Raw genomic sequence first — 26,205 nt, 5'->3', positions numbered from 1 at the left:
ACTCTTCCATAAGCCGGACGAAGCCGGGAGAGGCCCTTCCAAACGCCGTCGCTCCCTCAAATTGCGTAGCCGCCGTCCACCATCAGGGTTTGCCCGGTGATGTAGGAGGCTGCATCAGATGCGAGGAAGTCGACGGCAAGCGCGATGTCCTCGGCAGTACCAAGGCGACCCAGCGCCAGCGTCTGTTTGGCCGATGCTATGAAACGATCGTCGAAATCGCCCTTGGCCACCAATTCATGGTACATGCCATCGCTGAGGACACCGACGCCAACCATGTTGGCCCGAATCCCATTGCGGCCTTCCTCCGCCGCGATCCCCTTGGTCAGGGATTCGAGAGCGGCCTTCGGCGCCGAGGAAAGCACGTCTCTCTTGGCATAGCGACGGATGGCGGGCGTGCCCAGACAGATCGCAACGCCACGCGTCGCCCGCAATCCCGGTATGGCGTGATAGAAGAAATTGTACGCCCCGAAGACGTCGGCGCCGAGCGTGCTGACGAAACGGTCGGGTTCGAGACTTCCGATGAACCGCATGTCGATATATGGACCGGCCGCGTAGACCGCCGTATGCAGGCTTCCAAGGTCTTTCTGGACATCCGCATGAAACGCGGCGACCGCTCCGGCATCCCTAAGATCGACCTGGAAGGCGGCCGCGCGACGTCCCGACTTGCAGATCTCGCTCACGAGCTTGTCCGCAGCGGATCGGTTTCGATTGTAGGTCACGGCGATATCGGCGCCGGACGCGGCTAGCGTGCGCGCGATCGCCTGCCCTATGCCCCCCGATCCGCCGGCGATTGCCGCGGCTCCGGCGGCATAGCGCGCCGCGCCGTTCGATCCTTTTCGCGGTCCCGTCATTGCATGATCCTCAACTCGAATTCAATTGACGCCTACGTGGCTCTTGTCGCCGGTCCGGCGGCCGCCGCGCATTCGCCGGCCGGTCTATTTCGCGCACACCAGTTCGCCCATCGAGCGCCAGGCGCCGTCGGCGAAATTCTGCATTTGCAGGCACTTGATCAAGCGATGCTCGGTCGGGGTCGACGACAGGCTGATTCCCGGTAGCACCAACGGCGGCGCATAGTCGGAGAAACTGTTCGCCAGCCGCATGATGTTCTCGCGTGTCAGATCGTCTCCCGCGTCTTTCAGCACGTGCGCGACGGTATTGCAGATGGACCATCCCCAGGCGACATACACTTCGTTGCGATTGGCGGTCGGATAGTATTGGTCGATCCAGTTGCGCCACTGCGCGATTTCCGGATCGTTGGCATTGGCAGGATCGGAGATATCCTTGAAGAAGCTGCTGGAGATCAGCTTCTCGTCACCCTTCAGGTCGGCATTCTTCAGAACGGTGGCCGTCGAATTCGCCGTATAAGGCACGAGGATCGTCGGCTTCCAGCCCAGTTCCTTGATTGCCTTGAGGGATTGCGCCACGAACTTGCCGGTCGCGGCGAGGTAGATGACGTCGACGCCCGCGGCCTTGATCTGAACGAGTTGGGAACTGACGGTCGGTTCGGTGCTCTCATAGGATTTGGCGGCGACCAGCATTGCCGCTTCCTTGTCACCGAGGCCATCTTTCAGGCCGGCCAGGAAATCGCGCCCGTAGTCGTCGTTCTGGTACAGGATACCGACCTTGGACGACGCCATTTTTTCGCGGAGGTAGCGGCCGAAAATGGCCCCTTCCTGCGAAGCGGCAGGCTGCCAGCCCATCATCCACGGATAAAGTTTCGCGTCCGACACCTTGGATGAGGGCGTCGCAATGAAGAGGTGCGGGATGCGCTTCTGAGCAAGGTAGGAGGCCGTGGCGATGCTGGTCGGTCCGCCTATGCTGCCCATCAAAAATAGCACCTCATCCGACTCGACGAGCTTGCGTGTCTGCTCCACCGTCTTGGGCGGACTGTAGGCGTCATCATATGCGATGAGCTGGATCTTGCGCTTGTTGATCCCGCCATCGGCATTGATCTTGTCGAAGCACCGGCTCAGCGCTTCGCCATAGGGTCGATAGATCGAAAGAGGGCCGCTGGACGCTGCAACGTTGCCGATCTTGATAGTAGCATCGGTCGCCCCGGCATCGTACCGCGGCTGCGCGTCGGTCCGTGCAGAAGTCATCCAAAGGGCAACACAAACACCGACGAAGGCCCGACAGCTCCGCGCAAAATCTCGCTTCATGACCGACCTCCCCCCGAAAATGTTGGCGTGCAGCAAACCGCGCCGCACCTCCCTTATCGTCGAAGAGATATCCCGGCTGCGTCCTCAGGTCCCCCCTCGGAAGGCGTAGGTTCATTGAGGCGTCCAAGCGCCTAGCGTCTGCGCTGTCGGAAACGGTTGCCACACTCGATGCTCCACTCAGCCATCTCGTCGAGGCTGCGCTGTTTGCTGCACGGCGATCGGCTCCCCGGCTTCAAAGAAGAAATGCGGGGAAAATTTCATGCAGTTGTACGACGCACCAAAGATCGTTGTCTCATTGCTCTCGATCCTTATCTGCACGGCAACTCACGCGCAGATTGCAGGAGAGAGGGTCAAGCTCGGCGTGCTCAGCGATTTCAGCGGCCCGTACGCATCATGGGGCGCAAAAGGTTCCGTGGTCGCTACCGAAATGGCGGTGGAGGACTTCAAGAAGGCCTACCCCAACGCCTCCTTCAAGATCGACATCGTTTCGGCCGATTTTCAACTGAAGGCCGACCTCGCCGTATCGATTGCAAGGAAATGGGTCGAAGAAGGCGTCAATGCCATCATCGACATTCCGCACTCGCCTTCGGCGCTCGCGGTCAATGCCGCGCTCAAGGGATCGTCGACCGCCCTTCTGGTCAGCGGCTCGGGCCATAACGACCTGACCACCAAGGAGTGTTCGCCGAACACTGTACACTGGACCTATGACCAAGCGGCGATCGGTAAGCCAACCGCTTCCGCAATGTCGGAAGGGGGAAAGAGCTGGTTTTTCGTCACGGTGAACGCGGCCGGCGGCAAGGCCCTCGAGGATTCCGCCCGTGAGGTCATCCTCGCCAGGGGCGGAACGATTGCCGGCTCAGTGAAGACGCCGCCTAACAATCCGGACTTCGCGAGCCAGTTGCTGCGGGCGCAAGCCTCCAAAGCGGACGTGGTTGCAATCCTGCAGGGTGGCGACGACACCATCAATGCAGTGAAACAGGCGCAGGAGTTCGAGATTCCGAAAGGTGGCCAAAAGCTCGTTCTGCTTTGGGCATTGATTCCGGATATTCACGGCATGGGTTTGAAGGTGGCCCGGGACCTGATTTTCACCGAAGCGTTCTATTGGGATGCCGACGAGGGGACTCGAGCGTTCTCGAAGCGGTTCTCCGAACGTTACGACGGCAAGGTCCCCACCGCCGTACAGGCAGGCACTTATTCAGTCGTTACCCATTATCTCAAGGCTGTATATGCCGCCAGGTCCAATGCCGGCCCTACCGTGATCGCAAAGATGAAGCAATTACCGGTCTCGGATCAAGCCTTCGGTACCTCCACACTGCGCGAAGACGGACGCCTGTTACATGATCTGTATCTGGTCCAGGTGAAGACACCGGAGGAGTCCAGGGAGGCCTGGGATTATTACAAGATTCTTCGCAAGGTTCCGGGCATCGAAGCATTCCGGCCCATGTCCAAGGATTGCGTCCTGGTGAACTGATTTTGAGACGCAGCGGAAGCGAGGAAATATTGGTGGCACGGGTGGAGCACGCCCGTGGCATCGGCCTGCGCCGCTTGGTCATCCGGAGATCCGCACCGAGACCGATTACTAATGATTACCCCGCCCCCGACAGCCGTTCGCGACGCAACGTGATTCCGGCTGTTTCCCTGTCAAACGTGTGGGCCGTCACGCCCTCGGTGCGCAAGAGATGCTTTTGTACCTTCTGTGTTGGCGTCCGCGGCAGTTCGTTCACGATCCGGATGTATCTCGGGATCATGAAGCGGGTCATGCGCGCCGATAAGAATGCAATCAGCTCGGCCGGGTCTATGGTCCGCCCGGCAACTGGAACAACCACGGCAAGCACCTCGTCCTCGCCGAACTCGCTCGGTACGGCAACGACGGCGACCTCCTTGATGTCCGCATGGGCCCCTACTTCGGACTCGATCTCGAAGGACGACATGTTCTCGCCGCGACGCCGGATGGCGTCCTTGCGACGATCCACGAAGAAGAAGTTTCCGTCGGCATCGCGACGAAAGGCGTCGCCGGTGTGAAACCAGCCGTTACGCCAAGCGGCCGCCGTCGCCTCCGGATTCTTGTAATAGCCATGATTCATGGCCCATGGCGCATCGGTGCGCAGGATCAGTTCTCCGATATCGCCGTCCGCGACCTCGCAATCGTTCTCGTCGACGATGCGAACCTGTACGCCCGCGCGAGGACGGCCGCAGGTACCTGGCACCAGCGGATTGCGATCTGAGATCAGCGGCGTGGATATTTCGGTCATATTGTAGACGGTGTAGACCTCAACCCCGAACCGTTCGGCGAACGCACCGACGTCTCCGATCAGTGGAATGACGACGGCAACACGCAGTCCATGGTTCCGGTCATCGGGTGACGGTGGCGCCTTTGCCAGAAACGGCGCCATCACCCCCATGAGTCCGACCACAGTCGTTCCAGTGCGCCTGATCGTCGACCAGAACGTTTCTGTACTGAAACCCTCCACCATGGCGATCGAGGCGCCGCGAATGAGCATGGCGTATACGCAGGACGTTCCTCCTACGTGAAACATGGGGAGATTGATCATGAAGCGGTCGTTCTCACCGGCATATTGCCAACTCGATGGGCCGCAAAGTGCGTACAGATGCGCATAGGACGAAAGGACCGCTTTCGACGGCCCTGTGGTGCCTGACGTCAGGATGATGGTCTGGGTGTCCCAGGGCTCAATCGGTCGGGAGAGTGGCAGTAAGCTTTCGGCTGGTGCACGCAGTGCTTCCGGGCCGTGGATGACAACATCGGAGAGTTTGCATTCGGAAATGTCGACGCCGCCGATAAAAACCGCCTTTTCCAGGTTGGCACAGCTGATCCCATCCAGCCGCGGCGACAAACCCCCATGCGCGATGATGAGTTTCGCATCTGACAGCCCAATCGCGTGTTCGAGGAGTTGCCCCCGATACTCGGTGTTGAGCGGCATATAGACCGCTCCGATGTAGTTGAGCGCGAACCAGACTCTGAGAGCGTCCAGTCCGTTGGGCAGCCACGACAGCACGTGATCATCCTGCCGAACGCCAAGCGCCTGGAGGCCCGCCGCAGTCTCCCTGACCAGGCGCAACATGTCTCCGTAGGTCAGGTTCTGCCCTTCCTCGATGACGGCAAAAGTGGCGCTGGGCCTTTCCCTGCCATGTCGTTCGAGCAGGTCACGCAGCACGCATTCATCGGCCAGGGGCACGCGCGAATCAGCGGCGATCATCCAGTCCTCCCAAGCGTGCCGTTGTCATTCTATTTGTGGCGCACGCGAAACGAAATGTTAGCTCTATTTTCAGGGATCGAGGGGCAACACGTTCGCGAGACTCTCAGCTCGTCTGCCCGCCATCCACCACCATGGCAGTGCCGGTGACGAACGAGGCTGCGTCCGAAAGCAACCATGCGGCGGCTTCTCCGATTTCATTGGGACTACCCAATCTACCGTTTGGCTGGCTCGCCAAAAATGCCCGATGAGCTCGCTCGTTGCCAGCGACGACGTCCTGCAACATCGGCGTTTCGATGACACCGGGGCAGATCGCGTTGATCCGCGGGCCGGTTCGTGCAAACTCCAGGGCCGCCGATCTCGTGAGGCCGATCACGGCATGCTTGCTCGCACTGTAGATCGGCATTTTCGCCGAACCGCGCAGACCGGCGGTAGAGGCGGTATTTACGATCGAACCGCCACCGCCCTGCTGCTGCATTTGACGAATTTGAGCGCGCATGCACAGCCACACGCCCTTGAGGTTGATCAACAGGATGCGCTCGAAATCTGCCTCACTTCCGTCCAGCAGGCTCCCGAGTCGTTCCGGTGATGCTGCGTTGTTGAAGGCACCATCCAGCCGGCCATAGGTCTTTGCAGCGAACACGACGGCCGCTTCGACCTGGCCCTGATCCGACACGTCCATGCGGACGAACTCGGCGATTCCGCCGGTCCGCCTGATATGTTCAACGGTCTCGCCGCCATGGGCGTTGATGTCGGTTACGACGACCTTTGCGCCGCGTTCGGCAAACACGACCGCCGCGGCGCTGCCGATGCCTGATGCCGCCCCGGTCACCATCACGACTTTCCCAGCGAGTAGTCCGGCCATTCTTTCTCCTTTCAGGCTGGCGCCGTATTGCGGGCGCCGTGCGCGGCGATAAAGCTGGCGATGCGGCCGATGGCGTCCCGGCCTTCCGGAAGTATCGGCCAGTACAAATGCCAAACGTGGAACATGCCCTTCCAGACCGAAATTTCGCTGTCGACCCCGGCCGACAACAGGGTTTGGTGCATCAGGGCTGCGTCGCCGAAGAAGCATTCCCGGTCGCCGACCTGGATCAAGACCGGCGGCAGGCCTGATAGGTCCGCAAACAACGGCGATGCGCGTGGATCGGTCGACGCCTGGCCGGCCAGATATCGGCTGACAAAATAGTCGACCACCGCACGCGATAGCGTCGGATCCACGGAAACCAGCTTGTCGAAGCTTTCGCTTTCCGTGCCGAGGTTGACCCAGGGGCTCATGCCCACCAATGCGGCCGGCAAAGGCAGGCCTTGCTCGCGCGCGGCTACCGCCGCAGCGAAGATGAGCCCGCCGCCGGCGGAATCACCCGCAAACATGATCTTGGCGTCGCCATGCTTGAGGAGCACCGCACGATAGGCAGCGAGGACATCGTCGAGCGCTGCCGGAAAGGGCGCCTCCGGCGCAAGGCTGTAGTCCAGCGTATAGACCTGTGCTGCAGCTTCCTTGGCGAGCAGCGCCGCGACATGCCGATGCGATGCCGGCGACCCCGTGACGTAACCGCCGCCGTGAAGATAGAGGACGACGGGGCCGTTCGCGTCGGCAACGATATGCTCGGCGGCGACGCCACCCAGCCGCGTGGAGGTGACATCGACGCCGGCCGGCACCGAAAACATGCTGGCGAATCCGTCGAGCCGCGTTCTCAATTTCTGCTCGGAACTGGACAAATCAAGCGGATGAGCCCGCAACAGGGCGACCACCGCCTCTAGTTCAGTGCTTGGCATACGTTTTCTCTTTGCCTTAGAATAAGGCACCTTCCGCCGATGGGACTAACCCGTTTCCGTTGCGGAAGCGCCCCTCGGAAACCGTAGGACTTGCCCAGTCGTGCCGTGCACTGCCGTCGATTCGACCGAATTGCGCCGTGCCGTGCGGTGCCTCGAACTGGCACCGGACTTCGACGCCGCTCAGCAGGCCCTCAAGGATATTGCCCGCACCGTCGGCATGCCGGTTCTGGCGTGGTCGGCCGACATTTCCCGGCCAAGCTTCAATCCGCACATCGATGCGTTCCTCCGCCGCGAGGGTTGGTCTGACGAGATCATGAAGCTCTGGTGGCAGCGGAACGGCATGCTCAAGAATCCCCTTTACGTCCGGTGCAGGATCCGCGCCCTGCCCTTCCTAACTTCGGAACTTGAAAAGGTGCCCGTCGGCCGTCCGGAACTGAGACAGATTGTCGATGCCATGCGGCTGATGAACGTCAAATCCCTGATCACGACGCCGGTTCATCTGCCTCGCGGACAGGTCGCCATGGTATCGTGGGGCGGGCCCTTGTCGACTTCAGAGGCCAAGGAGTTGCTGTCGCAAGCCACGACCGAGCTTCTCGCGGCAGGGCACCATTTCATGCATGCCTACCGCAAAATGATCGGTGCGCTGCATACGCGCGAAGAGGAGCTGAGCAAACTGACGCTCCGCGAGTGGGAGTGCCTGCGACTTACGGCCCAAGGCTGCCGCGAGGCTGAAGTCGCCTCGTTGATGGGGATGGCGCCGACAACGGTCCGGTATCATCTCGATAATGTCATACGCAAACTGGACGCCACTAACCGGACACACGCCGTGGCCATCGCTGCACAGCTCGGGATTTTGGGCCCGCTCAGTTAGCTGTGAGTTTGCTGAGCATATTCAAACGGCACTCACGGTCCCGCATCTTATCAGATGCATCCATCGATTTCCTGGTTTGAGCTACGGCGAAAAACTGGCGTGTCGCCATCGCGGCTATTGGCATGCCTGGCGCTGCGGGGAAGGCATATCAAACAAGGAACGAGGGCGGTTCTAGGATGCGATCAGGCGCCACTCGACTAGGCTACCTCAGCCCTGTTGAGTTCGGGAGCAAGGTGAGATTAGCTTACCCGCTGTCCATCAATCCGGCAGCAGCTCAGGACAACAGCTCAGGTTTCGGGCTGTTGAGTTTCCATTGCAGCATGTTGGAAAGCTAAGGGACGATCATGATGGAGTTGCTAGGCGCCCCTTGCATCACCAGAGGGTTTGGCAGCGCTGCAATGCATCGCGCGAGCAATCCTTGATGCTGGAGACTTCAGCTGGTCAATCGAAGCTTCGCTTATCGCGACCAGAAGGCGACCCGCACTTACCTTATGGGCCGCGCTATCTGACATATGGCATAAGCCTGCTGGTTTTCGCAAATATACTAAATGCCCTGGACCGGCAGATCGTTAACGTTCTGGCCGAGCGGATAAAGCAGGATCTTCAACTCGCAGACTGGCAGATCGGCGCGATCGGTGGCCTCCCATTCGCACGGTATTTGGTATTGTAATTGGCCGGCAGGCGGAACGCCGCGATCGTCGTCTCATCATCAGCATATCATTGGCGACTTGGTCGGCTTTCACCGCGCTCTGCGGCCTTGCTCAGAATTTCGTTCAGCTCCTGTTGCTGCGCGTGGGAGTGGCGATCGGTGAGGCCGGTTGCACGCCTGCCGCTCACGCTCGTCGCGGCCCAGGCAACGCCGATCAACAGCAATGCCGATATGGCCAAGTACGTGATTGGCGTTCCGCGGTCGTCCACGTAGGATACTCAGGTTACCAACAACGCTCCGGCGGGCACCGAAATCCGCAGATTTGACGACGACGCGGCCACGATCCAGGCGCTGCTCTCCGGTCAGGTCCAAGCGGTCGGTGCGAACTTGTTCTATCCGCAGCGTCTCAGCGCACGCCGGACCGTCGGATTGTCCGATTAGCGTGGCTCCGCGCGAGGTCGCGATCTGGTCAGAATTTGAGTATCGGCATCGTCATGCTGTAACGGCTGCTCGGATACGTTCGTCGTATCGGACGCCAGCGGCTTCTTCATCTGCGGGGTCCCACACCGAGAGGACTTGCACCGCAACGGGTACCAATACACCCAATAGTTTTTGTCGCGCGAGGAGGCGCGCCGGATCGCGAAGGCGATCTCTCGGTTGCCGGAGCTGCTGAAGAGGCCGCAGTACTGACTTGGGAAAAATACGGGGCTGCCCGGAGTCCGGGGTTATGTGATCTCTTCTTACAAAACGATTTTGTAAATTTTTTCTGGAGGACCGGTCGACGTGCAATTTCGCGCGCCGTATCAGTGACTTCGCGGCGAGCGTTAACGCCGGTCAAGTTTTTAGATGCCCAAGTGTGAATCAAAGTCGTTGCGAGTCTTCGAATCTGTGTCCTTATGAATCTTGGGTCGGACGCGCTGATCAACGTGGACTCACGAGGAGGCGACCGTCTGGCAGATGTAGATCGGGCGCTCATCCTGGTCAGCCGGCGCGATCGAGGGCGAGGAACCATACGCAAACTCCAAACCTGACCGTGGCGGGGAGACGGCCCCGGCTTCAGGGCGCTTCCGCGCCGGGGGGATGCCGGCGCCGAATTCCGCGCCGGTCGCCTTGCAGCCGTTCTTGGAGAGGAACGGCGCGTTGTTCTTCTCGATGTGAATGCGCCCGTTGACAGGCTCGACGCTGGCGGCGAGCTCGATGAGCTTGCGCGCGGCAACTTGAGGATCTGCGAAGGGGCGGTTCTCGACGTGCTTCATGCACTGGCGCCGGCGAGCTTGTCGCGCTCGATGCGAGCCAGCTCCTTGGCCTTAGCCTCGGCCTCGCTACGTGCCAGCAGGTCCGGCCGAAGCCGTCGGCCCGGCAGGTCGTCCCAATAGAAATAGACGCTCAGCCGGCCGTCCGCGAAGCGGACCTCATAGCTTCCGGTGCCTGGAACGGCTTAGTGCTTCTTAATCGTGAGGATGCAGTATCAATAGCTACGGGCCTAGTGCTTCTGTTCGAAGCGCTCGCGAAGTTGCTATAAGGAAAAATCCGCTCCCCGGCTCAGCCGGTAAGGAAGATTGGGCCGCTTAGAAGCAGCGTCCAAGTCTGGCGGAGGAAATAGTTTCCAAGGAGAAGCCGGGATGCTTTCGCATTCCGGCTTTCGGCTTTGAAGGGCTACTCGTACCACCACCATCACACCCCTCACTTCATCAAGGCGGTAGACCGTCCTATAGGCGCCCTCTATCGCGTACATCTCGAAGGCGCGGCTTCCCGGATATTTCTTTTTGCCGACGCTGACGATGGGAACGCCCCCCTTCCTCATCTCGGCGATGCGCCCGCTAGGGCAAGCGCCCCGAAAGAACGACGCCGAGGATCTGGTTCGACGTTAATTGAAACATTGACGACGCGGCAGCCGTCTCCTTGGAGGCGGGCAAAGAGCGGACAGGCTCCATAGTCCGCCGAAAGATCAGCACATCGAGGCCTTCCGGACTCGTTCGCATGACGAAATCATAGTTTGCGAGAAGGCGCGCGGCGACCTGGTGCATGTGCCCGCTGTATGTTCCGGTCACGGACGAGTCGAGCGGACTATCGGTCCGGTAGCGCAGATTGAATTTCCTTTGCATGGCATCGAGCAACCGTCCGAGCGGGACGTCACGGGCATCCAGACGCAATACCGCTTCATTCCCCTCGATCAACAGCTCCTCACAAACTGCCTGTCTGCTGCTCATCAACAGCGATCCAGATAGAACCAATGTCATCAGGACGGCGTTCGGAGACGACCATATTCGGCTCCGTCGGATCACACGCATCGACGAACATCCATGGCCAACCTCGACGAGCCTCGATCCAGACAAGGCCTGTGTGCGCACTTCATGAGCGAAAGTATGGGCCGGGAGCACCGCTGATGGCGGGCTCCCGGCCGCGTTGGTCAGCGATTGTCGGCCCGCTCGTCGCGGCCGTGATGGCCGTCGTGATCGCCTTCGTCACGCGAGCATTCGAAGCTTGACGCATCGGTCGTGCTTGCGCCACGCCCTTCATATTTCGCCGTCTTCGGGAAGGGGCACAGTGGCCGCTGGAACGCGACGCCTTGAGTCCGATCGTCGTTACGGTACTTCGTCGCGATTATCTTTTCCGGAGCTCTACCGAATTCGACCCAGCGATCGAGAGCCGAGAGAATATCACTCTCCGGATCGGAGGGGTTGGGCCCCGTCGCACCGCCTTGGCCGAATGCGTTCGCGCCTGGTCCGCCGCCACAATGAGCCATGCCCGGCACCATGAATAGCCGATAGAATTCGCTGGTGCGCCTCGGTCCACCCATAGCTTCGTTGACTGCCTTGAAGTAGTCGATGTCGCTTTGCGGAGAAATCGCGGTGTCGGCCCAACCTGTATATTGGATCAGTTTGCCACCGCTTTGCGCGAAAGGCTGCAGATTTGGGTCGACCGAGTTCAGGATCGCGCCAGTTCGGATGCGAGCCTGGCGGAGATTCTCTTCGATGCTGAAGGTGTTGGGATTCCATCCGGAATTGGGAAACACCATGTTTTGGAAGTAGCTGTTTGTGAACAGGCCCTGCAGACTTAGAGCCGGGTTGCCGGGACCAAGAATCCAGAGCGGCCAATTGACGGCGACGTTTGCTTCACCGCCTGGGCCGTAGCCCGGGAAAATGCGCGGCGGCCCCGAGAAGATCTTCTGGATTGCCTCTATCTTGTCGGGTGCGAGACAAGTTGCCGAGTTGGTCGCCCTGCACGATAGCTTTTCCAGCTTGAACTTGCACGCCAGCGGGTTGTTCAGAAACTTGTCGGCGCTCAAGCCGCCGTCACGGCCGGCGCATTGTGCGAGCACGGCATTGCTTACCAGGTCGACATCCGCCTGGGAGAGGTCGCCGGCCTTGGTAGCGGATAGAGCTCGCTCGTTCCACAAGAAGCCGGTGAAAAGGTTGGTCCAGTTGTTTGCGGGTGCGCCTGCAACGATGCCGTCGAAATCGCGAGGAAAACGTTGTGCCTCCATCAATGCTTCGCGGCCTCCGTCCGAACAACCCATGAAATAGGATCGCCTCGCGCCGGCGGATTTGAAGGCCTTGATGATCGCTTTGGAGACGTCCGTCGTCTCCTTCAGAGCGCGATAACCGAAGTCGATCAGCTTTTCCGGATGCCCGGCCGCCCAGCTTGCGTCGACAACACTGGCCTGATGCCCGTCATCGGTTGCTGCGACGGCGTAACCCCGCTGCAGTGGGTCGGCCATTTGCTGATAGGAGATCGCGCCGCAGAAGCCACCGCACCCGACCTGGAGATACTTCGAATTCCATCCCGTTTCGGGGATCCAGACCTCGAAACCGATGTGCGAGTCGCTCGTGGGCGTGGTAAAGCCCGCCACCCGGCAGAAGTCCGGTAGGCCGGTGATGGATTGAGGCGGAGTCGTCGGCGTGACGAACGTTCCGGCCGGAACACTCTGTGCCGTCGTTATCGTCGTATTTGGTCGATGAAAGCTGCTCGCCAGCTGCGAACAACTCGTCGTCGCCGACGCCGGTGATGCTGCGAACCCGATCACCGTACCCACGATAGCGGCCGGCAGGTACCTTGAAGCTCGTCGTCCACGTCGTTCAGTCTCGATCATCTCTCACCCTCCCTTGCTGTGGAATCATTTTGGAGCCGCCAGCTTGACGACGTGACAGCCGCACGTGAGCGCTTGTGCGCCGGTCACGCCGCCGCGTTCACAAATTGGCATTCGGGCAAAGTTTATCCGCGGCCCGCGCTGCTGCGCACGCTCGTCCCTCCCTTGAACGCCTGCGGTGAGCAGGCTTCCCGATCGATTGCACGATCGATGTTTTTAGGTCCACATGATGGACCTTGATTGAATGTCTCTCGATGTTACGAAGCGCGAAAACGTCTCGCAAGACAACGCGCCAGCCGAGGGCTTCTATTTCATCCGCCGCTGGTCCAGCATGTGGACTTCGCAGTGACGGAAGTGATTGCCCGGGGAGGGGTGCACATGCCTGACGCAGATGCCGCCGAAAGCGGAACGGGAACTCAAAGCCTCCAGAGAGCCGTCGTTCTGCTGCGGGAGGTGGCATCGCATGGCAATCGTGGTGCACGATTGACCGATCTGGTCGCCGACTCCGGACTGAGCAAAGCGACCGTTCGCAGACTGCTCGCCGCTCTTATCAGAGAGAGCCTCTTGGAGCAGGACGAAAGCACGCGTCGCTACTATCTCGGAGCTGACACCTTCGTGCTCGGCACGATCGCTGCGGCACGCTTTGGCACGCACAATCTCAGTCCGAACGCAGTTGCTCGACTGTCGGCTCTGTCGCACGCCAAATACGTCGGAGCTTCGATTCCGCTTGCGGCGCTGCTCTGTGATCGGCACAAGACTTCGGAACGGGGATCGGCGGTGGCCCTTGTTTACGAAAGCGCAGCCGGCCACACCTCCCGCCTGACTTATGCGGAGTTGTCGGACTATTCGCGGCGTTTCGCAGCAGTCCTGCGTGGCCTCGGAATAAGAAAAGGCGATGCCGTCGCAACTCTCCTTCCGAAAGGTCCGGAGTTGCTCATAGCGATGCTTGCAACTTGGCGCTTGGGCGCCATTCACGTTCCTCTGTTCACAGCCTTCGGAAGTGCGGCGATATCCTTTCGGCTAACCCATAGCGAGAGCAAAGTATTGATCACCACGCGTTCGCTGCGAAGCAGCGCGTTGGACGTCGCGGGTGGTTTGCGCGTCGTTGTTGTCGAGGGTTATGGCGCCGTGCCGGGGCCCACCAAAGACCGATCATTCTGGTCCAGTCTTCATATGGCTACCCCTCTGGAGAGCGTTACCAGCCTTCGCGGAGAGGATCTCTTCGTTCTCCTGTACACAGTGAGTATCGGAGGGACGCCCAAGGGCATTCCTGTTCCGGTGAGCGCTTTGGCTGGAATCGAGGAGCACATGCGCCTCGGGCTCGATCTGCGCGATGACGATGTCTATTGGAATCTCAGCGATCCGGCCTGGGGTGGCGGCCTTTACTACGCGATCATAGGCCCACTTCTGCTCGGGCGGGCTACCGTGCTCTGCGATGGGCCCTTTGACGCTGGTCAGATCTATCGTGTGCTGGCGAAACACAAGGTTACGAACCTGGCGGCATCTCCATACTGGTACAACGCCATGCGAAGTTTCGACAAGATTCAGCCTGCCACAGGTGAGCTCCGTCTCCGCGTGGCCTCGAGTGTCGGAGAACTCCTCCCGGACGAACTGATAAATTGGTCCGCCGAACGGCTGGGCGTACGACTTCATGACCACTATGGGCAAGCTGAAACGGGCGTGTTCGTATCCAATCACCAGGCGGTGACACTACAATTCCGCCGCCCGCCCGGGTCGATCGGCCATCAAGTCCCGGGTTTTAAAGTGGTCATCCTGGACGCTGGCGGTCGCGAATGTTCGATAGGCCAAAAAGGCGAAATCGCCATTGATACTGAAAAGTCGCCCTTGCACTGGTTCGACCGATATCACAATGAAACCGAGGGCACGACAGTCAGGTATAACTTCGGCCGTAGGTACTACCTCACGGGGGACATCGGCCGAATGGACGCGGAAGGGAATGTCTATTTCCTGGGAATGAAGGAAGATGCGATCAGCAGTAGCGGCTATCTGGTCGTACCTAGCCAACTCGAAGCGGCATTGACTTCGCATCCAGCCGTGGCGCAGGTCGTAGTCGTCGGAAGGCCCGATAGGCTGCGCGGTGAAGTCGTGAAGGCGTTCGTTGTTCTCAATTCCGGCCGAAGACCCTCAGCTGACGTCGCGGACGAGATTGCTCAACACGCCCGGGGGCAGCTGCCGCCATATTCGCTGCCGCCTGAGATAGAATTCGTGACAAGAATGCCGAGCGCCCTCGGACGGAGATCCCGTCGGCCGGCCGAGAGTGGCGTCATCTGGCGCAAATGAGGTCTGGGACAAACGTTGCGCTTCTCGGCCACTGCCGAATTTGGTGCGCCCGTCGGGCAGTGGGCTTGTGAACGTCGACCAGGCGACCCCGTCAGGGCTCTCCTGCCTATGGGCGCATTCGGGACGCTGAGTTCTTTCTTCCTTACTGTGACCGGCTTGACCTGCTCCACGATATGGCCCCGTTCAATTTGGCTAGGCGTTATTCAACGGAGAATGAGCTTGGTCGGGTGAACGTTACACTCGTAAGGTCTAGGCTGCCACGGGAGGCTGAGAGTGGAATTGCGTCGCTTGAAATACATGTCCGTTCTGGCCGAGGAATTGCACTTCGGAAGGGCAGCCGAGCGTCTGGGCATTGCGCAGCCGGCACTCACGCAGCAAATTCGGGCTCTCGAGCGCGAACTGGATGTCGAGCTCTTCCACCGAACGAAGAGATCCGTGAAGCTCACCGTCGCCGGTCGGGTCACGCTGAACGAGGCGATCAGGACCCTTCAGCAAGCTGAAAAGACCGCGCTAGTGGCGCGCCAAGCAGGTCGCGGCGAACTGGGGCACATCGAAATTGGATACGTGGGGTCAGCTATTTTCACGGGCGTCCTGTCGAAGGCAATCGCCCGGTTTCGCGTAGGCAATCCTCTCGTGGAGTTTCGCCTGAACGAGGTCGGGATCGTCCAGCAATTGGACGACGTCAGCAGTGGCCGCCTTGATCTTGGCATCCTTCGTCTTCCCGTGAAGTCGGTGCCGACCGGCGTTGGGATCATGTCGCTGCATCGCGAGCCGATCATCTTGGCGATCCCGCGCGGGCACCGGCTCGCGCGGCAAAAGAGCGTCACGCTGAGCGCGTTGAAGTCCGAGCCATTCGTCGCCGTGCAGATTCAGGAGGGCAGCGGTTTCAACGCGCAGGTTGCCCAGATATGCGCCGCGGGCGGATTGTCGCCTCAGATCGCGCAACGCGCGGGACAATTCACGGCTCTTGCCGGACTGGTCGCGGGCGGTCTCGGTGTGGCGTTCGTGCCCGATTCACTTCGGAAGCTGCGGATTGACGACGTGGTGTATCGGCCGTTGGCGAAGATCAACCAGCAGTCCGATCTGGCCATGGTCTATCGCAAGTCAGAGCGAGCCCCTGCCGTCGTCGCATTCCTCGATCAGTTGAGAAAGCTGGCGCGGCCGTCACCCTGATGATGGTCGCGGCTAATACGATCTTCTTATTAAATTGGAGGGAATCATTATTGGCTGCAACAACGCTCCGCTCGGTAGTCTCCTTTGAACGCCTCTAAAGATTGGCGACAGGGAGGATGACTGAGGGGGTCAAAGTGGCGGTAAGGTCCATCACCCGGCGAGACGCGCTGGCTTTGACATTGTCTGCAGCCGCCGGAGTACGATCCGTCCGGGCAGAGGGAAGATTGTCGGAGCGTCCTCTTCGAATGGTCGTTCCCTATTCGCCGGGCGCTTCCACCGACACCGTGGCGCGCCTCGTCGCTCGTCATATGGGCGACTATCTCAAACAATCGATCGTCGTGGAGAACAGGTCTGGCGCCGGGGGAACGATAGGTACGGGAGAAGTCGCCCGATCGGCAGCAGATGGCTCCACGATTCTGTTGGGCAATCTCAGCACGCTGGTGCTCAGCAAATTCCTGTTTCGAAACTTGAACTACGCGGTGGATCGAGACCTCGTTCCGCTCGGCCACATCGCCTATATCCCGAACATTCTCGTGGTGAACAGGGACGTCCCGGCGACGAACCTGCGGGAGTTGATTGCTTATCTGAAGGCGAGTCCTGGCCGCTACAGCTTTGGCAGCGCCGGCCAAGGCACCATCATGCACTTGTCGGGAGAGCTCTTTCAGAGGCTTGCCGGCGTCGAGATGATTCATGTCCCGTATCGCGGTACGCAGCCGGCGCTGCAGGATCTCATCGCCGGGAATATCATGATGATGTTCGACAACGTCCCAGGCACAATCGGCCTCATTCAGTCGAATACGATCCGTCCGGTTGGAGTATCCACGGACGTCAGGGTGCCGGCGCTGCCAGGCGTTCCAACGATCGCCGAGGCGGGCCTTTCAGAGTTCATCAACAAAAGTTGGTTTGCGGTATGCACGCGCGCTGGGATTCCCGCAACAGCGAGAGCCGAGCTGGAATCTGCAGCTCTTTACGCGGTGAACCATCCAGAGACCAAAGCCCGGCTGACTGATCTCGGAGCGATCCCCGCTCCAATGAACGGCTCGGATACAGAGAAATTGTTGAAGAGTGAGTCCGACTATTGGGAGCCCTTTGTGAAGTCCTTGAACATAACGCTGGACTGACCGGAGACTGAACGCGGCGCCGAACTGCCATTCTATTGATCAGTCAATGTGGAGCACGCCTTGAAAAGATTGGTCCTGGGTTTGCTTGCTCTTGCGCTCGTCGGTCAGGTGAGCGCCGCCCCAGCCGAGATGTTTCCGGCGCGGACTGTTCGACTGATCGTGCCGAACCCTGCCGGAGGCTCAAACGACGCCGCAGCGCGCTTCCTGGCGGAAGCGCTCAGCGAGCTTTGGCAACAAAATGTTGTCGTAGAGAACAAGCCGGGAGGGGGCGGAAATATCGGGACCCAGGCCGCCGCGTCTGCGGCGGCAGATGGATACACCTACCTGGTCTCCTCGCCCGGTCCAATCGTCATAAATCCATTGCTTTACAAGAAGCTGCCGTTCGATCCGCCGAGAGACTTCACGCCCGTCGCACTGCTCGCAACCGTTCCAATCGTGCTGATCGTCAATCCGGGACTGCCGATCTCCACGCTCGACGAGCTCTTGGAGTTCGCCAGGAAACAATCGGATGAACTCAACTACGCTTCCTCCGGAATTGGATCGACGCATCATTTGTCGGCGGAATTGTTCAAGAAGATGACGGGCCTCAAGCTCAGGCACGTGCCGTATCGCGGCGCCGCGCCGGCCATGAACGACATTATTGCCGGCCACGTTCCCATTCTCTTCGACAATCTACCTACCGTCATTCCGCAGGTGCAGGCGGGCACCGTTCGCGCTCTGGCCGTTGCAAGCCCAAAACGTCTGGACTCACTGCCCGACGTGCCGACGTTTGAGGAGGCCGGATTGGCTCACTTCGAGGCATCTTCGTGGTTCGGCGTGTTGGCGCCGGCGGGAGCGCCGACCGATATCGTGTCAAAAGTGACAGCCGACATAGAGCGGGTCATGTCGAACCCGCGCTTTCGAAAGAGCCTTGAAGCGACGGGCGCGCAAGCGGGTTCGGTCTTCGGTGCGGAGTTCGGCCGATTCATGAAGGATGAAACTGAAAAATGGGGAGACGTTATCAAGAGTTCGGGGATATCCATCATAGAATAGGCGACACGAGTTTACCGGTTGTAGGCCGTCCTGTGCTGGCAATCGTCACCATTTTTCGACCCACGGCCGAAGCACCACTTCGAACGCCCAGGTCGATCGATGTTGGCGATGCAGGTGCAGATAGGTTTCGGCGATATGATCGGGGTCGACCATGTTGTCGTCGACGGTCGTTCCGGCCAGCCGGTGAGCGCGGGTCCCGTCCTCCTGGGTCCAGCCGATGGCGGCGTCAATGGGCACATTCGCAACGTGGATACCTTGCGGCATCAATTCCCTCGCCATGCTTTGTGCGAGCCCCGATTTGGCATGACATGCCATCGCGAACGCACCGCTCAATGGGAAGCCTTTGAGCGCGGCGCTGGCGTTTGTGAAGATGATTGTGCCTTTTGCCCCGTTGGCGTCGGGCTTGTTTCCAAGCATGACCTTGGCGGCCTGTTGCCCCACCAGGAATGCACTGAATGCAGCGTTGCGAAGCGTTTCCAGCGCCATGCCTGGGTCCGCTTCGATCACGCTTTTGCGGAAAATGCCGGGGACGCGGCCATCAATGTTGTGAACGACAAGCCTCGGTGTCCCGAGGTCCTGCACGATCTTCGCGAACAACCGATCTACAGCGACCGGTTCGCTCGCATCGCAGGCGTAGCGATGCACCCCATGCATCTTCTCGAGCTTCTCAAGGACCGCTTTTTCGGGATTCCTCGCCGCTACGGCAACACGCATGCCATTCTCTGCGAACAATCTCGCGCAACTTGAACTAATGCCCGGACCGCCGCCGACTATGAGCGCAACGTCTTGAACGGAAGATTGAGTGGACTGAGCCATGTCGTTTGCTCGCATGCGTGCTTGGTTGATCAATTCCAAATCGGAACTATATGCGCGTGTTGGATTGTCGCCAAATGGAAAGTTTGGAAGATCGAGAGCGGATACAAAACCGAGACCTCGTCGCCACTGCTGGATCGGCCATCGGGGCAAGGCGCAAGGGCAAGCGACGACTTTCGCCACGGCTTCAAACCGAGAGCCTCTCTGGGGCCGTCGGGTTTGCGCCCAACCGGTAGAGTCCGATGCCGATTGGTGATAGCGAGTGCTTATCAATACAGCGAAATAATGTATTGGAGCTCGGCGAGAGCGACACCTAGTATCCCGCAAAGTCCCTCAAGTGGACGAAGCGGGAGCAATATCTCATGTCGCCGACGGCTCAAGCAGAACGCAACAAAGCATCGGAATTCCGATGGCCGCCGCAGGGCGTAACCCGCGCGCCATACCGTCTGTTCACCGACCCCGAAATCTACAAGCTGGAGCAGGAGCGGATCTTCAGGGGAAAGACCTGGAATTTCCTGTGCCTGGACATCGAGATCCAGAATGCCGGCGACTACCGGACCACGACCGTCGGCGAAACGCCGGTTGTCGTTACGCGCGACCGCGACGGCAAGGTACACGCGATGGTCAATCGCTGCGCGCACAAAGGCGCTCTGGTTTGCCTGAAGAAGAAGGACAACGTCGCGAGCCTCTCGTGCGTCTACCACGCTTGGAATTACGAGCTCGACGGCAAGCTCAAGGGCGTCGCTTTCCGCAACGGTGTGCGTGGTCAGGGTGGCATGCCGGAGGATTTCGATCCGGCGCAGCACCGGCTCCGCCCCTTGAGGGTGGAGTCGTTCTGCGGGATGATCTTCGGGACCTTTGCGGACGAGATCGAGGACGTCGAGGCGTATCTCGGTCCCGAGATGGCATCGTTCATCAAGCGAAACCTCGGCCGACCGTTGCGCATCCTCGGAACGCACAGCCAGATGATCCACAACAACTGGAAGCTATACGCCGAGAACCTGCGCGATTCCTATCATGCGACCCTGCTGCACACGTTCTACACAACCTTCAAGGTGAACCGCCTCGACATGGACGGCGGCATCACGCTGTCCGAGCGGAAATGGCACCATCTGAGCTTCGCGCGTCGCACGAAAATGCAGGAGGCGGCCGAATATGCGGATGCGAAGGTGCATTCGGCCAACTACGAATCTGCTCTGGATGGCCCAGGCTTGCTCGAGGCCTGGGAGGAGTTCGACGACGGCATCACCCACAGTATCCAGACCGTCTTTCCCAACATGTGCATTCAGTTCACGCTCAATTCTCTGGCGATCCGCTTTTTCGCCCCGCGCGGCGTGGATCAGACCGAATTGTTCTGGATCTATCTGGGCTACGAGCGGGATACCGATGAACAGTCGAGCATGCGGGTGATGCAAAGCAATCTGACCGGTGCCGCCGGCCTCGTCTCCCTGGAGGACGGCTGCATCAACGAATTCGTGCAGCGCGGAACGCGCGCCGATCCCGACCAGTCGTCGTTCATCGAGATGGGGGGGCGTGAAGTCGAATCCGAAAGGAATTCGCGCGCGACGGAAACCGCGGTTCGCGGCTTCTGGCACGGCTATCGCCACATCATGGGCTTCTGAGGAGAGGCGAGATGCACAAGGTTCTCGACAAAGCCTCCAAGCAGATGGTCGCACCGACGCGAGACCAAGTCGTGGATTTGATCGCAGCCTACGCACATTCGGTCGACGACATGAGGTTGGATGCGTGGCCGCAGTTCTTCACGTCAGACGCGCTGTACCACGTGACGACCCGCGAGAACCATGAGGCGGGACTTCCGATCGGCGTCGTGCGTTGTGTCGGAAGGGGTATGATGCAGGACCGGGTGAAGGCATTCTATTCGGCCAACATTTTCGAGCCACATACCTATAGCCACATCATCGGACGATCGGAGTTTCTGGAGCAGACATCGGATATGGTGGTTTCGGCTCGGTCGAACTTTCAGATCGTGCGAACCATGGAAACCGGTCGCATGGACTTGTTCGCGGTCGGCAGATATCTCGACGAAGTCGTGATCGAGGATGGTCAGCCCCGCTTCCGGAAGCGAGTGGTGATCCTGGATTCCCGGAACGTCGATATTTTGATCGTTATTCCGTTGTGACACCGATGACGACGGAAATTTCGCCGCGACAAGCATGGGACTTATTGGCTGCCGACAAGCACGCGCGGCTCGTCGACGTGCGGACGGAGCCGGAATGGGGCTATGTCGGAGTGCCGGATCTTGCGGATCTCGGAAAGGCGGTTGCCAAAATCTCCTGGCGTGTCTTTCCGGAGATGCGCGTCAATCCCGAGTTTATCGGAAAATTGAAGGCGACGTACGATCCGGCCAACCCGGTGATTTTCATGTGCCGCTCCGGCGGCAGAAGCCTCGCTGCCGCGAAGGCTGTCTTCGAGGCAGGGTTTGCGCGGTGCTTCAGTCTCGCCGGCGGCTTCGAGGGCGATGCCGACGAAGAAGGACATCGCGGCACCAAGGTCGGTTGGAAGGCGGACGGACTACCCTGGAGACAACCGTGAAATTGCGTTCCGGTGCGCCGGCGCAGCGGCAATTCCAATTCCGAGGAGATCAGCTTGGCGAAGAAGCGTGACATCGTCATAGCGGGCTATTCCGAAACTCCTGTCGAGTTCAAATCCGGGCGCAGCGCGTATGACTTCGGCGGAGAGGCTCTAGCGAAGCTTCTGCAATCCACGGGCATCCCAAAATCCGAGATCGACGGCATGGCGGTCGCTGCGCCGCTCAGCGAGTGTCCGAATCCGTTTTTCCCCGTGTATATGGCAGAGGCGTTGGGGCTTTCGCCGAAATGGCTGAATTATAGCGGCACCGGGGGATGCTCCGCCACGGGCGGCATCGCGAGGGCTGCTTCAGCCATCCGAGACGGCTTGTGCGAAACCGTCGTTGTTCTTTGCGCGGATGCCCCGAGCACGGCCTGGCGAGCGAATTACGGAGCATATCGAGGGGAGTTTCAGGAACCCGTGGGTGTTCAAGGACCTCCCGCGAGCTTTGGTTTGTTGATGAGCCGATATCATCATCAATATGGGATCAAATCGGAAGCCCTTGGAAAAATCGCGGTCACACAGCGTGAACACGCGCTCCATAACGAAAATGCGCTTGCGAAGTTCAAGACGCCTCTCACCATGGAGGACTACTTCAACTCCCGTGTGATCGCAGACCCGCTTCGATTGCTGGATTGTGTGATGTTCTGCGATGGGGCGAACGCCTTCCTGGTTACGTCCGAGAAGCGCGCGCGAGCGCTGGGCTTGAGCAAGATGGTCTACCCCACGGCTTACGCCGAGATCACCAATCTGCACGGTGACCGTTCGTGTCCCGACATAACGGAGACGGGCTTTTCTGTCATCGCTCCCCTGATCTACAAACAGAGCGGTTTGTCTGCCCGGGACATCCGGATGTTTCAGCCGTACGACGATTTTACGATCGCCGTCATGATGCAGTTCGAAGACTTCGGCTTCTGCGAGCGCGGGCAGGGCAGCGACTTCACTCTGGGTACGGATCTCTCGCGCACCGGCACATTGCCGCTGAACACGGGAGGCGGTCAGATCTCGGCCGGGCAACCAGGATTGGCGAGCGGCGGGCTCAATCTGGCCGAGGCTGTTCGACAGATGTTCGGAGAAGGAGGCGGTCGACAGGTGAAAGATCCCAAGAACGCCCTGGTCACGGGAATCGGTGTCATCCCATTTGCGCGCAACTGGGGCACAAGCGCAGCCCTGATCCTGGAGGCCTAGCGATGGTTGATCAAGCGGTCGCGCGCCCCGTTCCGAAGGTCTCGGTCTATGTCGACACCGCTCCGTTCTGGGAAGCCGCGAAACGCGGAAAACTCGTGCTGCAGTTCTGCAAGGACACCAATCAATTCCAGCACTATCCGCGCCCGGTCAGCATCTTCACCGGGAGCCGAAATCTGGAGTGGCGCGAGGTTTCGGGAAAAGGAGTGATCTATGCCTGTACGGTAATTCGCGTTCCGGGTCCCGGGCTGGAGGGCCGCTTACCGCTATCGGTCGCGACGGTCGAATTGGACGAAGGGGTCAGGATTCTCGGCAACATCGTCGACACGGATCCAGACAGGGTCTCGATCGGGCAGCGCGTCGAAGTAAGCTGGGACCGCCTCTCGGAAGACGTACAGTACCCGGCGTTCCGGATCGTTTGAGGCTTCGATGCGGCTCGACACGATCTTCCGAGCACAAGCGGTCCGCTATCCCGAAAAGACCGCACTCGTCTGTGGAAGCGATCGTGTCAGCTACAGCGAGCTCGACCGGCGGATACTCAATCTAGCGACCGGCCTGCTCAAACTCGGCGCAAAGACCGGAGACCGGCTGGTCATCAATCTGCCGAATGGAATCGAACTGGTCGAGCTTCTCTATGCGGCGTTCACGATCGGTGTGATCGTGGTTCCGGTATCTACGCGGCTGACGCCCCTCGAGCTGCAATACATCTGCCGGGACAGCAAACCGTTCGCGGTCGCTCTGGAGGCGGACTTCGCTCTGCGCGCTGAAGTCGCGAAGGACCTTCCGGACGCGGTCTTCATCTCGACCGGGGCGAAGATCTTCGGCGCGATCGGCCTGGCCGAGTTGCGCGCCAACGATCCTGCTCCTCTGCATCCCCTGCCGTTTGCGGACGATGCATTGGTAATGTACACGTCAGGCACGACCGGTGCTCCGAAGGGAGCAGTTATTACCCATTCGAACCTCATCGTGCAGAACTATTTCGTGCACGCCGTCGAATGGGGCATTTCGAGCGACGACAACTATCTCGTTACAACGCCTCTGGCGCATCGCGCCGGCTTGGCGCGACTGGCGAACGCCCTGAGTCTCGGGGGGACCTTGGTGATCCTCAAGACGTTCGATCCCGTCGCGGCTGTCCGGGCGATCGAAGACGAGAAGATCACCGTGGTCGGAATGGTGCCGACCGTCTGTCGCATGATGCTGCCTGCAATCCAGGAAGACCCGTCGCGGTGCGCCTCGTTGCGGTGCATTGTCGTGACCGGGGAGGCGTTCCCGGTGGAGCTGAAACGGAAGTTTCTGTCCTTGCTTCCGCACGTCCGCCTCGTCTCCTTCTTCGCCATGACGGAAGCCGGGGCGGTAACGTCGCTCGCGCACGAGGAACAGTTCGTCCGGCCCGAATCGATCGGACGCCCGACACCGGGCGTGGAGATCAGGATCGTCGATGATCGCGGGGCCGACACCGTACCGGGACAGCCGGGCGAGCTACTCGTTCGATCGGGCGAGCCGGGGCGTTTCACCGTCATGCGGTGCTATTACGAACGGCCCGAGGAGACGGCGACGGCGCTGCGCGACGGCTGGTTGCATACCGGCGACATCGCAAGATGCGACGAGCTTGGATACCTCTATATCGTGGACCGCAAGAAGGACATGATCATAAGCGGCGGCTTGAATGTCTACACAAAGGAAGTCGAGCAGGCCCTGCTGACCAACCCCGGCATTGTGGACGCCGCCGTCGTCGGTATTCCAGACGATGTCTACGGCGAGTCGGTTGTTGCGTTCGTCGAGCGCTCGGCGGATAGCTCGTTGACAATCGAAGATGTGATCGCAACCGCGCAAGGGCGAATCGCTGGTTACAAGAAGCCCAAACACGTCTTCCTGGTCGATGACCTCCCGCGAAACGGTACCGGCAAGGTCTTGAAACACGAGCTGCGGCTGCGCGCAGAACGATTACTGCGTCTGTCGCCCGAAGCAGCCCGGGGTTGATCATGCGACAGTCGATGCGCCGATCGCCGTTCGGAAATCAACTGTCGAGGCCTTGAAGGTTCCTCACTCTTGAAGAGTGGGTTCCTGAATCTTGAATAAGAAGCTCCTTGAGTCCCGAACAACGGGTGTCGAGCGTCAATCCGGTGAACGTCGCGAGCGGCGCGGCGAAGCACGAGAGGCGGCTTCGACCCGACAACTCGTGGAGCATCTCATCCAAGATAACAGCTGATCGGTTATGAGGGCTCGCTAGGATGAGGACAGTACAGCCGTTAGACCGCCGTCCACGCTTAGGATCTGACCGGTGATATGTTTGCCGGCTTCGCTGGCGAACAACAGGGCGGCGCCTTTCAGGTCGTCTTCGTCACCGATGCGCTGCAGAGGTACGCCTGTCGTCAGCTTCTCCATGCCGACCTGCTCGATCGTGCCCTTGGTCATTTTCGAGGGAAACATGCCCGGCGCCAACGCGTTCACCGTGATGCCGTAGCGCCCCCAGCCGCCGGCGAGTGCTCTGGTGAAGTTGACCACGGCGCCCTTGCTCGTGTTGTAGGCGATCGTTTGAGTCGTGCTCGTGCTGCCGAGGAGGCCGGCGATCGACGCCAGATTGATGATCCGACCATATCGGTTCGGAATCATCGAGCGTTTTCCGATCTGCTGGCTCAGGAGGAAGAGGGAGCGAATGTTGAGATTCATGACCTTGTCCCACGCCTCGATAGGGTGATCTTCGGTCGGAGCCCCCCATGTCGCTCCCGCATTGTTGACGAGAATATCAATTCGCCCGAGCTTGCCGAGGGCCTCGTCGACGAGACGTGAGATGTCATCGTCCCTGGAGTTATCCGCTGCGATCCATTGTGCTGAGATTCCACGGCCGGCGAGATGCGCCTGCGCCTTTTCAAGGTCCGAAGCCTTCCGCGACGACAATACGATCTCCGCTCCCTGTTCGCCCAGTGCTTCGGCGATTTGAAGCCCAAGCCCGCGGGAGCCTCCGGTCACGAGGGCTTTCTTTCCAGAGAGATCGAGCAAGCTTTTCAAGCTGACCATTTTGAAGACCTGATGTTCTGTTGGAGGGGGCATCCGAACCTCAGCCGCAAGGGGCAGCCGAGACGCGGCATACTTTACATCAATGAAACTTACTGTATAGTCAGAATGTTTTCTCGATGCCGGGAAAATTGATGAAAAACAACGGTTCAGCCTCATCGGCAGGATGAGTCATTTCGTGAGTCGTGAGTTCGTGGCCGTAGGTGAGGCCGCGCCTCC

At 59.8% G+C, this 26,205-nt stretch carries 23 protein-coding genes and 1 pseudogene; 14 read left to right on the top strand and 10 right to left on the bottom strand.

Features of this window, described 5'->3' with window-relative positions:
- Positions 1–56: 56 nt before the first annotated feature.
- The gene (locus MOV74_RS02145) at positions 57–851 is read right to left on the bottom strand and encodes an SDR family NAD(P)-dependent oxidoreductase (RefSeq protein WP_246917273.1); all 795 of its coding nucleotides are present in this window, start codon (positions 849–851) and stop codon (positions 57–59) included.
- Between the two features lie 84 nt (positions 852–935).
- Entirely contained in the window at positions 936–2,195 is a 1,260-nt protein-coding gene (locus tag MOV74_RS02140) for an ABC transporter substrate-binding protein (protein WP_246917271.1), read from the bottom strand.
- A gap of 223 nt (positions 2,196–2,418) precedes the next feature.
- Between MOV74_RS02140 and MOV74_RS02135 the strand changes: the two genes are divergently transcribed.
- Positions 2,419–3,630: an ABC transporter substrate-binding protein gene (locus tag MOV74_RS02135; RefSeq protein WP_246917269.1), complete on the top strand. Its 1,212-nt coding sequence runs from the start codon at positions 2,419–2,421 to the stop codon at positions 3,628–3,630.
- A 115-nt stretch (positions 3,631–3,745) separates the two neighbouring features.
- Here MOV74_RS02135 and MOV74_RS02130 read toward each other — a convergent pair whose 3' ends face one another.
- The 3 genes from MOV74_RS02130 to MOV74_RS02120 all read right to left on the bottom strand — a co-directional run bounded on the left by MOV74_RS02130 (position 3,746) and on the right by MOV74_RS02120 (position 7,030).
- Positions 3,746–5,374 (bottom strand): AMP-binding protein, encoded by a 1,629-nt coding sequence (locus MOV74_RS02130; RefSeq protein WP_246917267.1) that lies wholly within the window; start codon positions 5,372–5,374, stop codon positions 3,746–3,748.
- 103 nt (positions 5,375–5,477) lie between these two features.
- On the bottom strand, positions 5,478–6,236 hold the full coding sequence (locus tag MOV74_RS02125; RefSeq protein WP_246917264.1) for a glucose 1-dehydrogenase: 759 nt from the start codon (positions 6,234–6,236) through the stop codon (positions 5,478–5,480).
- Between the two features lie 11 nt (positions 6,237–6,247).
- On the bottom strand, positions 6,248–7,030 hold the full coding sequence (locus tag MOV74_RS02120) for an alpha/beta hydrolase (RefSeq protein WP_246917261.1): 783 nt from the start codon (positions 7,028–7,030) through the stop codon (positions 6,248–6,250).
- Between the two features lie 217 nt (positions 7,031–7,247).
- Between MOV74_RS02120 and MOV74_RS02115 the strand changes: the two genes are divergently transcribed.
- The 3 genes and pseudogenes from MOV74_RS02115 to MOV74_RS40950 form a co-directional block, all read left to right on the top strand.
- On the top strand, positions 7,248–8,018 hold the full coding sequence (locus MOV74_RS02115; protein WP_246917258.1) for a LuxR family transcriptional regulator: 771 nt from the start codon (positions 7,248–7,250) through the stop codon (positions 8,016–8,018).
- Positions 8,019–8,439: 421 nt separating this feature from the next.
- Positions 8,440–8,688: a hypothetical protein gene (locus MOV74_RS02110; RefSeq protein ID WP_246917256.1), complete on the top strand. Its 249-nt coding sequence runs from the start codon at positions 8,440–8,442 to the stop codon at positions 8,686–8,688.
- A 162-nt stretch (positions 8,689–8,850) separates the two neighbouring features.
- Positions 8,851–9,087 (top strand): annotated as a pseudogene (locus MOV74_RS40950) (ABC transporter substrate-binding protein); the annotation flags it as partial.
- A 512-nt stretch (positions 9,088–9,599) separates the two neighbouring features.
- On the opposite strand, the gene MOV74_RS02105 reads toward MOV74_RS40950, so the two are convergent.
- The 3 genes from MOV74_RS02105 to MOV74_RS02095 form a co-directional block, all read right to left on the bottom strand.
- A complete protein-coding gene (locus MOV74_RS02105) occupies positions 9,600–9,923 on the bottom strand; it encodes a hypothetical protein (RefSeq protein WP_246917253.1) in 324 nt (107 codons plus the stop codon).
- 564 nt (positions 9,924–10,487) lie between these two features.
- Positions 10,488–10,877, bottom strand: coding sequence for a hypothetical protein (locus MOV74_RS02100; RefSeq protein WP_246917250.1), 390 nt, complete (start codon positions 10,875–10,877; stop codon positions 10,488–10,490).
- 200 nt (positions 10,878–11,077) lie between these two features.
- Positions 11,078–12,760: a tannase/feruloyl esterase family alpha/beta hydrolase gene (locus MOV74_RS02095; RefSeq protein WP_246917247.1), complete on the bottom strand. Its 1,683-nt coding sequence runs from the start codon at positions 12,758–12,760 to the stop codon at positions 11,078–11,080.
- A gap of 375 nt (positions 12,761–13,135) precedes the next feature.
- Between MOV74_RS02095 and MOV74_RS02090 the strand changes: the two genes are divergently transcribed.
- The 4 genes from MOV74_RS02090 to MOV74_RS02075 all read left to right on the top strand — a co-directional run bounded on the left by MOV74_RS02090 (position 13,136) and on the right by MOV74_RS02075 (position 18,384).
- A complete protein-coding gene (locus tag MOV74_RS02090) occupies positions 13,136–15,058 on the top strand; it encodes an AMP-binding protein (RefSeq protein WP_246917244.1) in 1,923 nt (640 codons plus the stop codon).
- 273 nt (positions 15,059–15,331) lie between these two features.
- Positions 15,332–16,231 carry a LysR substrate-binding domain-containing protein gene (locus MOV74_RS02085; protein ID WP_246917241.1) on the top strand — a complete coding sequence of 300 codons (900 nt, stop codon included), beginning with the start codon at positions 15,332–15,334 and terminating at the stop codon, positions 16,229–16,231.
- 245 nt (positions 16,232–16,476) lie between these two features.
- Positions 16,477–17,352, top strand: coding sequence for a tripartite tricarboxylate transporter substrate binding protein (locus tag MOV74_RS02080; RefSeq protein WP_246917238.1), 876 nt, complete (start codon positions 16,477–16,479; stop codon positions 17,350–17,352).
- A gap of 60 nt (positions 17,353–17,412) precedes the next feature.
- On the top strand, positions 17,413–18,384 hold the full coding sequence (locus MOV74_RS02075; RefSeq protein WP_246917236.1) for a tripartite tricarboxylate transporter substrate binding protein: 972 nt from the start codon (positions 17,413–17,415) through the stop codon (positions 18,382–18,384).
- A gap of 45 nt (positions 18,385–18,429) precedes the next feature.
- Here MOV74_RS02075 and MOV74_RS02070 read toward each other — a convergent pair whose 3' ends face one another.
- Positions 18,430–19,200, bottom strand: coding sequence for an SDR family oxidoreductase (locus tag MOV74_RS02070; RefSeq protein WP_246917234.1), 771 nt, complete (start codon positions 19,198–19,200; stop codon positions 18,430–18,432).
- 359 nt (positions 19,201–19,559) lie between these two features.
- Between MOV74_RS02070 and MOV74_RS02065 the strand changes: the two genes are divergently transcribed.
- The 6 genes from MOV74_RS02065 to MOV74_RS02040 are packed head-to-tail and all read left to right on the top strand — an operon-like array spanning position 19,560 to position 24,951.
- The gene (locus MOV74_RS02065; RefSeq protein WP_246917232.1) at positions 19,560–20,819 is read left to right on the top strand and encodes a Rieske 2Fe-2S domain-containing protein; all 1,260 of its coding nucleotides are present in this window, start codon (positions 19,560–19,562) and stop codon (positions 20,817–20,819) included.
- Positions 20,820–20,830: 11 nt separating this feature from the next.
- Complete coding sequence (locus MOV74_RS02060; protein WP_246917230.1) at positions 20,831–21,337, top strand: aromatic-ring-hydroxylating dioxygenase subunit beta; 507 nt, start codon at positions 20,831–20,833, stop codon at positions 21,335–21,337.
- Between the two features lie 5 nt (positions 21,338–21,342).
- Complete coding sequence (locus tag MOV74_RS02055) at positions 21,343–21,750, top strand: rhodanese-like domain-containing protein (protein ID WP_258719482.1); 408 nt, start codon at positions 21,343–21,345, stop codon at positions 21,748–21,750.
- Positions 21,751–21,804: 54 nt separating this feature from the next.
- Positions 21,805–22,974: a thiolase family protein gene (locus MOV74_RS02050; protein ID WP_246917225.1), complete on the top strand. Its 1,170-nt coding sequence runs from the start codon at positions 21,805–21,807 to the stop codon at positions 22,972–22,974.
- A 2-nt stretch (positions 22,975–22,976) separates the two neighbouring features.
- Positions 22,977–23,393 (top strand): Zn-ribbon domain-containing OB-fold protein, encoded by a 417-nt coding sequence (locus MOV74_RS02045; protein ID WP_246917222.1) that lies wholly within the window; start codon positions 22,977–22,979, stop codon positions 23,391–23,393.
- Positions 23,394–23,400: 7 nt separating this feature from the next.
- Complete coding sequence (locus tag MOV74_RS02040) at positions 23,401–24,951, top strand: class I adenylate-forming enzyme family protein (RefSeq protein ID WP_246917219.1); 1,551 nt, start codon at positions 23,401–23,403, stop codon at positions 24,949–24,951.
- Between the two features lie 246 nt (positions 24,952–25,197).
- Here the strand turns inward: MOV74_RS02040 and MOV74_RS02035 are convergent, their stop codons facing one another.
- Positions 25,198–25,989 (bottom strand): SDR family oxidoreductase, encoded by a 792-nt coding sequence (locus tag MOV74_RS02035; RefSeq protein ID WP_246917216.1) that lies wholly within the window; start codon positions 25,987–25,989, stop codon positions 25,198–25,200.
- Positions 25,990–26,205: the final 216 nt, after the last annotated feature.

The sequence above is a fragment of the Bradyrhizobium sp. SHOUNA76 genome, from assembly GCF_023006445.1.
GTDB lineage: Bacteria > Pseudomonadota > Alphaproteobacteria > Rhizobiales > Xanthobacteraceae > Bradyrhizobium.
This window is presented reverse-complemented; position numbering and strand designations above follow the sequence as displayed.